The organism is Vibrio rhodolitus, from assembly GCF_003350325.1.
Classification (GTDB): Bacteria; Pseudomonadota; Gammaproteobacteria; order Enterobacterales; family Vibrionaceae; genus Vibrio; species Vibrio rhodolitus.
In genome coordinates this window covers 267,156-282,148 of sequence record NZ_QLYZ01000001.1, presented here as the reverse complement: position 1 = coordinate 282,148, position 14,993 = coordinate 267,156, and the positions used below count along the sequence as shown (strand labels likewise).

General features: G+C 45.5%; 12 protein-coding genes. 9 read left to right on the top strand and 3 right to left on the bottom strand.

Annotation, left to right across the window (positions count from 1 at the left end; all coding sequences use genetic code 11):
* The first annotated feature begins 8 nt into the window (after window positions 1–8).
* Both DPF93_RS01260 and DPF93_RS01255 read left to right on the top strand, forming a co-directional pair.
* Window positions 9–551 (top strand): TRAP transporter small permease subunit, encoded by a 543-nt coding sequence (locus DPF93_RS01260; RefSeq protein WP_114764404.1) that lies wholly within the window; start codon window positions 9–11, stop codon window positions 549–551.
* The gene (locus DPF93_RS01255) at window positions 538–1,923 is read left to right on the top strand and encodes a TRAP transporter large permease (RefSeq protein WP_114764403.1); all 1,386 of its coding nucleotides are present in this window, start codon (window positions 538–540) and stop codon (window positions 1,921–1,923) included. Before DPF93_RS01260 ends, DPF93_RS01255 begins: the two co-directional genes overlap by 14 nt.
* A gap of 102 nt (window positions 1,924–2,025) precedes the next feature.
* Here DPF93_RS01255 and DPF93_RS01250 read toward each other — a convergent pair whose 3' ends face one another.
* Complete coding sequence (locus tag DPF93_RS01250) at window positions 2,026–4,065, bottom strand: methyl-accepting chemotaxis protein (RefSeq protein ID WP_114764402.1); 2,040 nt, start codon at window positions 4,063–4,065, stop codon at window positions 2,026–2,028.
* Between the two features lie 93 nt (window positions 4,066–4,158).
* Here DPF93_RS01250 and DPF93_RS01245 point away from each other — a divergent pair, with 93 nt between their 5' ends.
* Window positions 4,159–4,671, top strand: coding sequence for an NlpC/P60 family protein (locus tag DPF93_RS01245; RefSeq protein WP_114764401.1), 513 nt, complete (start codon window positions 4,159–4,161; stop codon window positions 4,669–4,671).
* A 17-nt stretch (window positions 4,672–4,688) separates the two neighbouring features.
* Here DPF93_RS01245 and DPF93_RS01240 read toward each other — a convergent pair whose 3' ends face one another.
* On the bottom strand, window positions 4,689–5,033 hold the full coding sequence (locus DPF93_RS01240; protein ID WP_114764400.1) for a DUF3802 family protein: 345 nt from the start codon (window positions 5,031–5,033) through the stop codon (window positions 4,689–4,691).
* A gap of 342 nt (window positions 5,034–5,375) precedes the next feature.
* Here DPF93_RS01240 and DPF93_RS01235 point away from each other — a divergent pair, with 342 nt between their 5' ends.
* A complete protein-coding gene (locus DPF93_RS01235) occupies window positions 5,376–6,242 on the top strand; it encodes a fructosamine kinase family protein (RefSeq protein ID WP_114764399.1) in 867 nt (288 codons plus the stop codon).
* A 238-nt stretch (window positions 6,243–6,480) separates the two neighbouring features.
* Complete coding sequence (locus tag DPF93_RS01230) at window positions 6,481–6,684, top strand: CPXCG motif-containing cysteine-rich protein (RefSeq protein WP_114764398.1); 204 nt, start codon at window positions 6,481–6,483, stop codon at window positions 6,682–6,684.
* A 111-nt stretch (window positions 6,685–6,795) separates the two neighbouring features.
* Here DPF93_RS01230 and DPF93_RS01225 read toward each other — a convergent pair whose 3' ends face one another.
* Window positions 6,796–9,936, bottom strand: a complete 3,141-nt coding sequence (locus DPF93_RS01225) for an HD domain-containing phosphohydrolase (protein WP_114764397.1) — start codon at window positions 9,934–9,936, stop codon at window positions 6,796–6,798.
* A 265-nt stretch (window positions 9,937–10,201) separates the two neighbouring features.
* Here DPF93_RS01225 and DPF93_RS01220 point away from each other — a divergent pair, with 265 nt between their 5' ends.
* The 4 genes from DPF93_RS01220 to DPF93_RS01205 are packed head-to-tail and all read left to right on the top strand — an operon-like array spanning window position 10,202 to window position 14,915.
* On the top strand, window positions 10,202–11,599 hold the full coding sequence (locus DPF93_RS01220; protein WP_114764556.1) for a TolC family protein: 1,398 nt from the start codon (window positions 10,202–10,204) through the stop codon (window positions 11,597–11,599).
* Between the two features lie 12 nt (window positions 11,600–11,611).
* Window positions 11,612–12,586: an HlyD family secretion protein gene (locus DPF93_RS01215; RefSeq protein ID WP_114764396.1), complete on the top strand. Its 975-nt coding sequence runs from the start codon at window positions 11,612–11,614 to the stop codon at window positions 12,584–12,586.
* On the top strand, window positions 12,586–13,776 hold the full coding sequence (locus DPF93_RS01210) for an ABC transporter permease (RefSeq protein WP_114764395.1): 1,191 nt from the start codon (window positions 12,586–12,588) through the stop codon (window positions 13,774–13,776). The genes DPF93_RS01215 and DPF93_RS01210 overlap by 1 nt, the downstream gene beginning before the upstream one ends.
* Window positions 13,773–14,915, top strand: a complete 1,143-nt coding sequence (locus tag DPF93_RS01205; RefSeq protein ID WP_114764394.1) for an ABC transporter permease — start codon at window positions 13,773–13,775, stop codon at window positions 14,913–14,915. Before DPF93_RS01210 ends, DPF93_RS01205 begins: the two co-directional genes overlap by 4 nt.
* Window positions 14,916–14,993 lie beyond the last annotated feature (78 nt).

The following is a 14,993-nucleotide window of genomic DNA, read 5'->3' as shown; positions in this document are numbered from 1 at the left end:
AGTTGCCAATGAGTAAGGTTTTATATTCAACCCCAAGTACCCCATTCTATGCGCAAATTGATCGTGCCATTATCGGTGCCAGCAAAGCACTGGCATGGACAAATCTGGCATTGGTTGCGGTGATCATCATTCAAGTTGTGTTACGCAAAGTATTTTCTAATGGCCAAATCGCCTTAGAAGAGTTGCAATGGCATCTTTACGCCACCGCAGTGATGTTTGGCACCGCGTATGCGCAAGTTACCAACCTCCACGTGCGTGTCGACCTGTTCTTTCACAAATTTTCTGACCGCACCAAAGCTGCGGTTGACTCGTTTGGGCTGCTGTTCCTCGCCATGCCATTTGTGATAATTGTCATCTTGCACTCTTATGATTTTGCCTATGAATCATGGCGCGTTAACGAAAGCTCCGCATCACCTTCTGGCTTGCCTTTCCGCTGGCTAATAAAAAGTGTCATCCCGATCAGCTTCACCATGTTGCTGTTTTCGATGTTAGCGACACTACTAAAGAACCTAGATACCCTATTTAAAGGAGCAAACCATGGAAGCAAATGAGTGGATTGTCATTGCCATGTTTGGCTCATTTATCGCACTGCTGTTTACCGGTATTCCCGTCGCGTATGTGCTCGGCGGCATCGGCATTGTTTTCGCGGCAGTTGGGTACTTTGCAGATATTTACCTCGATACCTTTACCGGGCTTGATTACACCAGTCTTGGCTTAGTAGTAAACCGAATCTACAAGATCATGGACAACTGGATCTTGGTCGCCCTGCCAATGTTTATCTTTATGGGCAATATGCTCGATAAATCAGGCATCGCAGAAAAGCTAATGGCATCGATGCAGGCACTATTTGGCAAAGTGCATGGCGGTCTTGCCATCACCGTAATGGCAATTGGTATTATCCTCGCTGCATCAACAGGTATTATCGGCGCGTCTGTGGTGTTGCTCACCGTGATGTCGCTACCGAGTATGATGAGACAAGGTTATCACCTGCCTCTAGCACTCGGCACAGTTGCCTCAGCCGGTACACTGGGTATCTTGCTACCGCCGTCAATCATGCTGGTGATCATGGCAGACCAGCTTGGTCTCTCTGTCGGTGATCTATTTATGGGCGCAATTATTCCGGGACTACTACTAGGAAGCCTGTATATTTTGTATATCTTGGTGATTGGTAAAATGAACCCGCACCAAGCCCCTGTCCCTGAAGATGTTGAGCCAGTCGATTGGAATTTGATCCTGCAAGTGTTCAAAGATATCACTCCAACCGTTGTACTTATTTTTAGTGTTCTAGGGTCAATTTTTGCGGGTATTGCTACTCCGACCGAAGCCTCAGGTATTGGCGCGCTAGGGGCGACCTTACTTGCGGCTTACAATAAGAAGCTCAACTTAAAAGTACTGAAAGAAGTGCTGCTCGCCTCATATGGCACCACCGCCTATATCTTTATGATTTTCCTTGGCGCCTCATGTTTTGCATTGGTATTGCGCGAACTGGGTGGCGATGAAATGATTGAGTCGTTCTTAAGTGGCTTACCATTTGGACCTTACGGCATTATCGCCTTTATTCTGTTGATCGTATTCCTACTTGGCTTCTTCCTTGATTGGATTGAGATCACCCTTATTGCCCTACCTCTGCTAGCGCCGGTTATCGCCAGCTTAGGTATTGAGCTTGACGGACACGGTGTGGTGGATAATCCAAGCCTAGTTTGGTTTGTTATGTTGGTTGCAATGGCATTGCAGACCAGCTTCCTTACCCCGCCTGTTGGCTTTGCGCTGTTCTATTTAAAAGGAGTCTGCCCTGACGGTGTGGCGTTAAAAGACATCTACCGTGGTGTTATGCCGTTTATCATTATCCAGTTGGTGGCACTCGTGGCACTGGTGATGTGGCCGCAATTGGTTCTGTGGTTCCCAAGCGTTGCCTATGGCTAAAGCGATGCGCTAACCAATCACGTATCCAACCACGCAACCAACAGCGTCTTAAACACAAAAGGAGCCCAAAGGCTCCTTTTCTATTGTTAGGACTTCACTACTCTAACTTGTGGCCAACTGATATTTGTGTAGCATCGATTGCTGATCACTGGCAATTTGGGATACCTGCTGTGAGCTCTCCACCATAGATTCCAGCTGAGCTTTTGTATCATCACCTTGCTCGGAGACTTGCGATATTGAACGGCTTACATCGGCAGTGGCCCGCTCTTGCTGTTCTGTGGCAACTGATATCTGCTCAAAGCGGCTGCGGATCAGGCTAACCGAACGCTCAATGTCGACAAAGGCATGTTTCACTTGTTCGCTCGATTCCAAGACAAATGCCATTTCCTGTCTGGTATCTTCAACCGCACGGCGCGATTGTTCAGCCGACGCCACCAGCTCATTCATTCTCTCGCGAATATTAGTTGTTTGCTGCGTGGTATCACTAGCAAGCTTGCGGACTTCATCGGCAACCACAGCAAAGCCTCGCCCTTGATCGCCTGCTCGCGCAGCTTCTATCGCAGCATTTAATGCCAGTAAATTAGTGTTGTCAGCAATACCAGAGATCATGTCCACCATCTCACGGATCTGTTTAACGCGACCATCAAGTTCAATCATCGACTGCTCATTGGCATTAAAAGTGGCTTCTAGTGCCTCTAAACGGCTGCGACTTTCATCAACTACAACCACGCCTTGGGTTGACTGCTCCACGGCTTGTTTGGATTCATCAAAGGACTCACTAGTCACTTGCGCAATTTCACGTATCGACGCTTCTAGTTGGTTTATTGTCGTCGCCATATTTTCTAACGCTTGATTTTGCAGATCCAAACTTTCATTGGAGCATTCCGCGGCATCATGACTAATCTCGGCGGTTTGGTATAGGGTTTCACAATTACGCGTCACACTAACCAACGACTCACTGGTTGAGGCAATCAAGCGATTCAACCGCTCAGCGATTTGCTTCATCTCATCCGGACCTTGCAATGGAACGGTCGATGTTAAGTCATGTTCAGTGACGCGATTCAAATTAAGTAAAATTTTCTTCAAGCTCGACTTAATCCAACTGCGTAATACAAACCAAAGAAGCATCACCAATAGCGCGATAATCCCAGTCGCAACAACCAAAGTAGTATTAATCGATGAAATGGTGTTTTTAACCACCAATTCGCTGTGGCTAATTAGTGATTGCGCCGAATCTGACACCTGATTAAGGGTTGCTATCGTCTGATTGGCAAGCAATTGCACTTCTGCAACTTGGCGTTGCTGCTTTTCCATCAACTCCAATTTGGCAAGGATTTGTTTTAAGACGCCATCATCTTTAAAGCCCGCTTTGACCATTTCGTAGGGTGCGGTGAGGCTGGCAAATTCAACGATTTCTGGGTGCCAATGAAGAAAATCGTCGTATGCTAGATTAATACCTGCGATGCGGTTGCGCATCTCTTGATACTCTTGCTGAGCCTTCTCCAGATCATGCTGCATCATGAGCATTAAAAAGGTGCTTTCCATCGAACTTGCGCTGGCACTAAATCGGTTCGCCGCATCGGAAGACTCAGGGTTATCCAGCGAAAGAAATGAGCTAAGACGATTCATTTCCGGACCAATCGAGCTTATGCCATAGCGAAAACCTCCCACTTCAGCATCAATCGATTCTTGCATTTTTAGCAAGCGCGTTTGCGTTGCAAGAACGTGCTCTGTCAGTTGGTTTAGACGCGTTAGGTTCGTGTTTAAAAGCCCTTGCTGCTCCGGTGAAATCGCATCTGAATAATCTTGGGTGATATTCGCAACATCCTGCTGATATCGCTGAGTTTCCTCGATAACTTGTTCAATCTTGTCTACATTGTGCTGTAGCGCTTTGGCGCTGGTTACTTGCGTGGCATAACTTAGCTGCTTGGTCTGTTCTAACAAAGATTGTGTTAACTTGGCATTTGTTGCCGAAAGCGGTAAAGCTTTGTCTGATAAAGTAGTAAACTGCGTTCCTACTTGCTCTAAGCCTCGATTACTGAGCACAGACAGGCCAATCATCAAAATCAAGAAACAGAGAAATACTGCACTGATCGACTGAATAAGTGACACTGACAACTTGGTATTATTTGAATTTATCATGGCATCCTAGCACTGGGTCATACGAAAGTTTATCGCAGGCAGTTTAGGAAGTTTTTATTACAGTAAAATGTCAATAACAGGCAGAAAAATTCTATGATTTATAAGGAAATTCTGGCAAGTGGTTTGAAGACAGCAGCCTGCACAGCTTTGCTTGTTGGGCTTAGCGCCTGCAGCTCAAAACCAAGCACTAATGGCTATCAACAGCCAAAGCCTTTATCGGTTTACGAGCAAGATCAAAGAAATGCCTTTATTGGTTTTTATAACAAGTGGCAAGGCGTGCCTTATCGCTTGGGTGGCACTTCATTTAACGGCATCGACTGCTCAGCACTGGTGCAGATAGCGTACCAAGAAACAACGGCGTTAAATCTTCCGCGTACGACTGCATTACAATCAAACATCGGTTATGAAGTCGATTATGATGAAGCAAATGTCGGCGATCTGTTTTTTTTCAAAACATCACGTACCACCCGTCATGTAGGCATTTACTTAGGTAACAAGCAGTTTATGCACGCGTCTACATCGAAAGGTGTGGTGATTTCTAGAATTGATAACCCATACTGGGCGGATGTATTTTGGCAAATCAGGCGAGTTGATCCTCGCCTGTAATAAAGAACAGACCGAGGTTAATCGTACTTTGCTACCGCGGTGTCAAACAGGTTTTTTACCAGCGCAACATATTCATCAAGAAAGGCGATTTGCTCGTTGGTTGCGTGACGAGTCCACGCTCCAGCAAGAACCTCACCTAAATCGGCGACAACCGAATCTGCTTCTTTGAGCAGTTTAAAACGAACACTAGAATGCATTTCAGGGTTTTGTTCGAAGATCGCCATGATGTTTGAAGCCACCATATCGGTCACTACATCTTCAATACTCTCTTCACCCGTGTCGCCGTCTTCGCTAGAAAATACATCGAGATTGGATGCTAGATACTCGATTAGAGCCAAGTATCCTTCTGTCTCAACAACCATTTTCTCTCCAAATTCAAATGTGTTATTAACGCTATTTATACTAAGGTATTAGAGTCATAAATAACAACGCTTACGTTGGAAACTACCTATTATTGTTGCCTGTCCGACAAATTAACACGATTTTTCGCTCTAAAAGCTCTTCAAAGCACACCGGGTAAGCCGAACTCAGCCTTACGTGCCTACCTATTAGCCACGCGTTAAAACAAAGACGGTGTTCACAAAATCAACGATTATTAATTGTTGATCTAGCAAATGGTTGAAATCTTTGCTGTGACAATCGGAATTACGCTCTGCTATCTCCTACAATGAAATAAGAGTGTGACAACGTGCAAGGGGTTGGTTATGTGGCAAGCAATTACAGAGCAATTGTCAGAGACACTAATGTTCTCTTTCGTTATCCAAGAAAAAACCAAACTCACCGGAGGAGATATAAGCGAAAGCTATATGATCGGCGATGGTGAACAACGCTACTTTGTTAAGGTCAACTCGCGAGATTTCTTAGCTAATTTTGAAATCGAAGCAGAGAATATCCGTACCCTGCGCAACACTGGCACTGTTTTTGTCCCTGAACTCGTCGATATCGGTCATTCCAAGCACAACTCTTTCCTGATTCTTAACTACCTTTCCACCAAACCATTAGAAAATGCGGAAGCCAGTTACACCTTTGGTAGACAATTGGCTGAGCTGCACTTATGGGGTGAGCAGAAAGAGTATGGGTTTGATAACGACAATTTTATTGGTAACACCATTCAACCTAACCAATGGGATAGACGTTGGGGACGTTTTTTTGCTGAACAACGAATTGGCTGGCAACTTCAGTTGATTAAAGAAAAGGGTGTGACGCTAGTTGATATCCCTGAGTTTACCCAACTTATTCAAGAGCTCTTGTCTCACCATCAGCCACGCCCTGCGCTTCTTCATGGCGACCTATGGCATGGCAATGTAGCCAATACTGCATTTGGCCCGATTTGTTACGATCCTTCTTGCTACTGGGGTGACCGTGAATGTGATATCGCCATGACCGAACTGTTCGGTGGTTTCCAACCTGAGTTTTACCAAGGTTACGAAAGTATCGCCCCGCTACCTATTGGGTATGACGAGCGCAAACGCATCTACAACCTCTATCATGTATTAAACCACTATAATTTATTTGGAGGGCACTACTTGGATGAGGCGCAACAGCTCATAGAACAGATACAAGCTTATTAACTTTTAGTTACAATCACTTTAAATTACAAAAGGTTATACTAAAAATAAGATTGTCAGTTTGTGTGTTAGCGCATTGCATTTGGTTAATAAATGCGATCTTCACCCAAAATATCTGCCCACAGTCAAACTTTGTACTTAATTTACAACCATTACTAACTTCGACACTTAACATGAATATTGAACATCAATAAGTAACCGAAGTCTGTTGGTTACGAGAAGTAAAATACGAGGTAAGTCTATGCGCAATTACACAGATAAAATGGTTTCTTGTCCTCATTGTGGGCACTCCATCGGCATTACCCTCGACGCATCAAACGGCAATCAAGATTTCTATGACGATTGCCCTGCTTGTTGTAACGCCATCCATTTCAATATGGTGGTTAACGAACAAATGGATGCCATCGAACTGACGATCGATGCTGACGATGAGCAGATTTTCTGAACATCACTGACATATCGTTACTCGCCAAGTTAAAAAATCCGATATCGTGGTAAGCAATATCGGATTTTTTATCAGGTTTTTTCTACATCGCGTCGGGACACGCGCTCAGCGTTAAGCTGGTTCAGACTGCTTTAGATACTTGTCCAACTTCACTTCATCAATTTGGCTTGCAGGCAAAAACTCTCGCGCATAGCGCTCAAACCCACCACTGGTTAAAAACAGCATAAACAGATCGTAATCAATATGCTCATTCATCGCCATGCTATGCATGATATCAACAGCAACGCTGAGTGGTTTTGCTTTCTTGTAAGGTCTATCTGCGGCCGTTAATGCTTCAAAAATATCCGCAATCGCCAGAATGCGCTCTGGAATTGATAGATCCTTCGCGCTTAATTTACGCGGATAACCACGTCCATTTAATGTCTCATGGTGAGTCGAGGCATAACGTGGCACTTTGGCAAGCTCTGGTGGGAACGGCAATGCCTCGAGCATTTTGATACCGCTGGTCATATGCTCGTTGATTTTAAAGCGATCCTCTGCGGTCAATGTACCTCTAGAAATGGTTAAGTTGTAAATTTCGCCCTGGTTATATTGATGCTCTGGAATATCGATATTGAAGTTAAATGCAGGATCAAACTCAAGCGGACGCACGCGATGAATAATATGTTCTGGTTTGTCCGCCAACAGTTTCTCCGTTGTTGGCAGTTTTTCTTTCGCTGGCATCTTACTGAGTTCCTCGAAAGGAGAAAGTCCGAGTCGATTATCAAAGTGCCTTAACCAAGTCTGCTCAGCGATCTTTTTGACCCGTTCAATCTTGTCATCACTCATAAATTCTCCGCCGACATTGGCGGTCGCGATAAACTCATAATCCTGCTGCAGTTCAGCATGACGATTATGTAAGGTCTCAAACGCTTGGCTCTTAGACTCAGGGTTGTTGATAACCGTATTGAGATACTCTATCTCCGCATCTCGCCACAACACTTCAAATCGTGTACGGATCTCATGAATGCGGTTGTAGTTCGCCTCCAGTTTGGTTCCTTTATCAACGATATGCTCTGGCGTTGTGATCTTACCGCAATCATGAAGCCACGCTGCGATTCTAAACTCGCGTCTTTCATCATCGTTTTTAAACTTAAACTCTTTGAATTTCCCGCTATCGGTTTGCTCTGCGATTTCCGCCAACATGATGCCTAGCTCCGGTACACGATTACAGTGACCAGCGGTATATGGCGATTTATCATCGATCGCTTGCGCAATTACGTAGATGAAGGCATCAATAAACGCTTCGCGCTCTTTGTGGTATTTTTCAATTTCATCAACCATTTCGAGCATAGACTCTGACAGCTCGTGGACTTCTTTTATACGACTGTCGACCAGTTGAACTTTTGAAAACTTCCTTGCTTTAATAAGTTGCGTTTCGCTCCGGAGTGTCGTTATCGGTTTCACGATTGGCGTACCGAAGATCCAAGCGATTGGCAGAATAACGAACATCGCCAGCGCGGTAATCGCTATCGATGTCACCAAGCGGTCGAGCACTTGTGCGGTGATCACCTCTTCTGGGACCACAACCGCAAAGTATTCATTGCCGCCAATGCCCGAGACTGCTGAAACATAAAGATAACCATTGCCATCTTGAGTCGGCACCATCTGCTTTAGTTGCTCGCCACTTATCGCTAGTTTAAATAACTCCGGATAAGGGACAAAACCGCCTTTGGAGACATTTTCATCTAACCATTTTAGTTCTAACGCTTGATGCTGCTCAGGGGTAATCTGTCTTTGCGCAGCCAGTAAGATCGGCAGCAAATCGGCATGAGTTTGCTTGAGCATCAGGTGAAAAGGCACACTCTGTAGATCAACTAATGGCTCAACGGCAATATCCTCAGCACTACCTAGCCCTTTCATTTCATTAAGCGCTAAATAGCTATCAATAACGACATCGACCTGACGAGCTTTCAATTGCTGTTTAGCCTCGGCAAAACTCTCCAATAAGACTAGTTTCGCGTTAGGTAAAACTTCACGTACAAGCTCCGCTGTGCCTCGACCTGCGATGACGGCGACTTTCTCCTTACCTAATTGGTATAAATCTGCGGGTAACGTTCGCCCAGTTAAGCCTGCGATACCTATTGGCGCGGAGTAAAATCGCATATTCGTTTGACTATCGCGCTGCGCCACTTGGCTTGTCACCGAGTGTAAAATGTCAAGCTTGCCCTGCTTAAACATCTCGATCAGTGTTTGCGAGTCAAAGCCATTGACAAACTCCAGCTCCACTCCTGCCATTTGCGCAATCAGTTTAAGTTTGTCAATCGCATAGCCTTGCGGTTCACCCGCCTGAGCAAAATCATATGGTCCCCAGTTGTTTTGATTGGAAACAATAAGAGTTGCGGTGTTATCCACCACCGACTGTTGCTGCGCAGAGAGTTCCATTACATCGGCGGCAGGGATTGAAATCTGGGTACGCTCTGGCAAGTTTGAGGCAATCACTTCACCGTTTTGGTTGAAAAGGAAAGCCTCAACGTTATGCCCCTCACCAATACCAATGGCGTCGGCAGAAATTCGAGAGCTGACTGAAGAAAGAACAATATCAACGCCGATGACCGAGGTTTTACTGCGAGTTGAGTAGGTTTGACCGGTGATTTTAAGATGCTTAAACAGATATGGAGCGGTTTTGTATACCGAGTTTCGCTTCGCGGAATGATACCAAGGTCTTTGTGACGGGAAATAATTACTGCTCTCTGAGATTAACCTTGTCCGACTAAGGTTAGCGGTAAAGTATTCGGTGGTTCTTATTCTTTTGTTCGCTGCCCCGCGGATCTTTATCACTACCCAACGCTCTGTTTCATCGGCGCCAATACGCTCTCGAACAATGGGCGAAGATTCTAGATTAATGAGCTGATAAAAATCTTCCTGTTCATTCCCATAATAAAGGCTGTAAAACAGCGGATTATCTTTAAGAACCTGAACAAAAATATCGCGGATTTCGCGCTCGCTAAACTCTTGATTTGCCGCAGTGGAAACGCTGCGTAAAATCTGCGCGCTGCTGGTGGCATTGACTTCAATCTGTTGGATATATTCACTAATATCTGCGCTGGCTGCACTGAGTTTATTAAGCACATGCTCTTGAGACATTTGTTTAGTGAAAAAATACTGTAAGCCTATTGCAATCGCCGCAGTGAGCACGGTTGCAAAAATAAACATACTACCGACAGTAAAGCGAATTGAAAATTTCCTAGCCGACGTTAACGTTCCTGTCATCGTACTTTGCCCTCCTTTGGCAAGCTAAGCGGGAGGTGATTGAATTGCTAGTTTGATTTTATAGTTGTGGCAATATCTATTCTGCGCATCCCCCACAGAACAATCGTATTAAATACTAAGCCAGTATTTAACTTGATGCACAAAACTTCAATTCTGCATACCGTATAAAATCCTATGTTGTGAAATAACAAGCACTTTTGCGCAATTTTCAATTAGAGTATATACTCTAATTTATTATACTTCTGACCCAGTGACGCGACGCGTGATGAAAATTCGACCACTTTCACTACTTCTTAGCTGTCTGGCAGTTTCGCCAGTCGCATACAGTGCCGCCATCAGCTTTGATGAAGCTTGGCAGTTAGTACAGCAAGATAACAATTCCATTGCAGCATCACGCGCTAATGTTGAACGCTATCAACACCTTGAAAGCGCAAGTGACGCGTTAAATCTGCCAAAAGTTACCCTTGGAGCCAATTACACTCGGCTCGATCAAGATGTCACGGTTTCAGGAAAACAGTTGTTTGATAGTACAGGGGCTCATCTACCTGCTGTTCCCCCTCCTTTTGACCAACTAATTGCAGGACTAGGGTCTGTCACTTCCACCATTTCAGAAAGAGATATTTTTACCTCATCGATTCGTGCCGTTTGGCCAATCTTTACCGGCGGGCGCATCACTGCCGCGCAAAATGCTGCTGAAGGCAAAACGGATGAGGCTCGTAGCCAACTGGCTATGGAGACTCAAGCTCGCTACGAAGATTTAAGTAAGTACTATTTCAGCGTTGTGCTTGCTCAAGAAGTCGTTGCAACGCGCCAACTCGTCGAACAAGGCTTAACCAAGCACCGTAACAACGCACTAAAGCTTGAGCAACAAGGACAAATTGCCCGAGTCGAACGCTTACAAGCCGAAGCCGCTTTAGATAAAGCGATCGTTGAGCGCAAAAAGGCACAAAAAAGTGTCGAAATCGCACAAGCCGCTCTTAGCGAGATCCTGAACCAAACCACGACAGTTGAACCGCGCAGTGCGTTATTTATTAACCAAAATCTGCCAGCGCTTTCAGCTTTTGTTGAACAAACCCTTAATACTTATCCCGGGCTTGATCTGCTCGATGCCAAAGAAAAACAAGCATCTAGTCTTATCAAAGCGGAAAAAGGCAAATACTACCCAGAGGTTTACCTCTATGGTGATTACAGTTTGCATGAAGATGATTCACTAGCCAGCCAAATGAAGCCAGACTGGCTTGTCGGTTTAGGTGTCAGTGTGCCGCTGATAGATAACAGCGGTCGTAGTGAAAATGTCCAAGCAGCACATAGCGCAGTCAGCCAAGTTAGGTATCTAAAAGCACAAGCTAAGCAAGATCTTTCTGTGCTGGTAAAGAAAACCTATCTAGAGGCGCAACAAGCGCAAGAAGAGGTCACAGGGCTTGCTTCGAGTATCGAATTGGCACAAGAGAACTTACTGTTAAGACAAAAAGCCTTCTCACAAGGTCTTTCTACCTCAACTGACGTTGTGGATGCACAGCTCTATTTAGCAAGCGTACAAACGCAACGCGCTGCAGCTAGCTTTAACTATATAATTTCACTAGCGAAATTGCTTGCTCTCTCGGATCAAATGAACAGTTTCACTCAATATCAACACGATGCAATTGCAACTCACAGCCTGTAATAAGGAAACAACATGAAAAACAAAAAAACATTATTACTTTCGGCCACTGCAATTGCTCTTGCTTCTTGGGTGGGATACAGCTTTTACCAAGCGTATCAACCTAAGCCGCACCATCTGCAAGGACAAATTGAGTCACAACAATACACCATTTCCTCCAAAGTGGCTGGTCGTATCGATCAAGTCTTGGTGCGCAAAGGTGACGAGGTTAAGCAAAACCAACTGATTTTCACCATCCATAGCCCAGAAATTGAAGCCAAGCTAGAGCAAGCTAAAGCGGGAGAAAAAGCAGCTGACGCACTTGCTCAAGAAGCAGAAAAAGGCGCGCGTATTCAGCAGATCCAAGCCGCAAAAGACCAATGGCAAAAAGCACAAGCGGCTGCCGATTTAATGGAGAAGACCTACCTGCGTGTCAATAACCTCTACAATGATGGCGTGGTCGCTGAACAAAAACGTGACGAAGCTAAAACGCAGTGGCAAGCGGCTAAATACACTGAAAGTGCCGCGTTCCAAATGTACCAAATGGCAAAAGAAGGTGCGCGCTCTGAAACCAAACTGGCTGCGGCAGAAAAAGCACGTATGGCAGCAGGTGCGGTAGCAGAAGTGGAAGCCTTTGCGGCTGACACCCAAATCACGAGCTGGTTCAACGGTGAAGTTTCTCAAGTATTATTGCAAAGTGGTGAGTTAGCACCGCAAGGTTTCCCTGTGGTGACAGTTGTCGATACGCAAGATTCATGGGCGGTGCTCAATGTTCGTGAAGACTGGCTTAAGCATTTCAACAAAGGGGCAACGTTCAGCGCCTACTTACCTGCGCTAGACAAACACCTTGAGTTCAAAGTAACGCATGTGGCTGTAATGGGCGACTTTGCGACTTGGCGCTCAACTGACGCGTCACAGGGCTTTGATCTGCGTACTTTTGAGGTCGAAGCGCGCCCTGTCACTCCAGAGCCAGCACTGCGCATGGGGATGAGTTTGGTGGTTGAACTGTAATGAGTTCTGCGCCAAGCACTCGCGTGCACTCAAGTAGACAATGGCAAATTGTGAGACGAGATAAATGGCTGCTCTCTTGTCTCACATGGCTGCCTATTGCGCTCGCCATTTCAATTTGGGCAGTCTTTTCCCAAGGTATCGCGCGTGATATTCCGATTGCGGTGGTTGACCTATCACACAGCGAAATGTCACGTACACTAACGCGCTATTATGACGCCACTTCATCAATGGCAGTCACCAAACAATTGCAAAGCGCAAATCAAGCCGAGCAAGCGCTAATTGAAGGCGACATCTATGCCTATGCCGTGATCCCCCATAACTTCGAGCAAGACGTTTATAAAGGTCTCAACCCTCAAGTTTCCGTGTTCTATAACAGCCAATTTATCTTAATTGGTAAGCTGATTAATTCTGCGTTTGTTCAAGCGCAAGGCACTTTTAACGCTCAAGTTGCCACGCTAGCGAACCTCTCTCATGGCAATCAAACCTTCAGCAGTGCGATGGGAAAAGCGCTACCTATCCGAACGAAAATAACGCCGCTGTTTAACAAAAACAGTAACTATGCTCAGTTTCTCGTCTCGGCCATTATTCCTGCTCTTTGGCAGATTGTGATTGTGGTGAGCACAATTTTGATCTTAGCGGCGAATCATCGTCAACAAGGCTTAAATAAATGGCTCGTAAGTGAGCCTTTTGAACGCCTACTGGTGACATTGTCACCTTATATACCCATTTTCTTACTGCAAGGCTTTGCTTTTCTCTGCTGGTTTTATCTCGGCTTCGAGTGGCCAATGAATGGCAGCTTGTTCGTTCTGGTCGTCGCCCAACTATTTACCACCATTGCGTGTATGATCATGGGTAGTTTTTTCTTCTTTATGACTTTAGACCCAGCACGAGCGATGAGTTTTGCTGGTGCTTTTACTGCGCCCAGTTTTGCGTTTATGGGTATTACCTTCCCTGTCACCGATATGAATACCCTCGCCCAATTTTGGCGTAGTTTGCTGCCTATTAGTCACTATATTGAAGTGCAAGTTAGCCAAGTCAGTTACGGTGCTGATTGGCATGCTTCTATTCAAGAGTTGCTACCAGTGCTTGGTTATTTGTTACCGCTGGCACTCACAGTCCTGTTAATTAAGAAACACCTGCATGCAGCGAGCTTAACCGCACAGATTCAACAGCAGGAGCAGCAATCATGAACCTGTTCGACTTAATCAAAGCAGAGCTTAAAGCTTTGTTCACCAACCCAGTCGTCATGCTAACGGTGTTTGGCGGTGTGGTGTTTTACTCCTTTCTCTACCCGCTGCCATATAGCCATCAAACGCCGCGCGAGCAAAAAATCAGTGTGGTTAACTTAGATAATAGCCAAACCAGTTTTCGTTTAGAGCGTATGGTGGATGCTACGCCGCAAGTGCAGATCGTTCAGCGTGACTTTAGCATTGCTGCCGCAAAAGAAGCGTTCTTGGCTCGCGAGATCAGCGGCATCTTGGTGATCCCTGAACATTTCTATAAAGACTTATTAATGGGTAAAAGCCCTACGCTCTCTTACGCCGGTGACGCCTCTTACTTTCTCGTTTATGGCACCATCGTCGAAGGTTTAGCTCAAGCAGGTGGTACATTGGCGGCGCAAACTACCGTCAGTCGCTTAGTTATGGAAGGTATACCCATCGAAGAAGCGTCCAAGCAATATGCGCCAAGCCAATTGAATATGAAGCCAACATTTAACCCTCGCATGGGTTATGTGGACTATGTTGTGCCCGCAGTGTTTGTGCTTATCTTACAGCAAACATTAGCCATGGCATCCGGTCTGATGGGTGGCACACAAAAACATGGTAAAGGCTATTGGAATAGCGCGCCGACCTATCAACTTATCACTGTGCGCTGTTTGGTGTTAGTTGCGATCTACTACCTGCTTAGTATGTATTACTTTGGTTCCAGTTTTACCATGCACGGTATTAGCCAGTTAGCTCAAGCCAGTAGTTTGTTAACCATGTTGCTGCCATTCCTACTCGCATCCTGTGCAATTGGTATTTGGCTCGGGGCAATTTTACCTAGACGCGAACTTGTCACCCTAGTAGTACTGGTAAGCTCTATGCCATTGGTATTTAGTGCCGGCTTTATTTGGCCAACAGGCTCGATTCCAGAGATTATCGTGTGGATTGCCAACCTCTTTCCTAGTACACCCGGTATTCAAGGTTTTCTGGCATTAAACCAAATGGGCGCAAGTTGGCAACAAGCTGCGCCTTACTACACTCAGTTGTGGCTTCAAGCCATTGTATGGTTAGCCATTGCTGGTTGGACAGTGCAGCGCCAAAGCCCTCGCACGCAAGCATACTAGATGCTTGCATAAACAATCAGGGTGACAATCGTCACCCTAAAATTTCGCCGCAGTTTCTCTCGATTCTTAGAGTTCTTA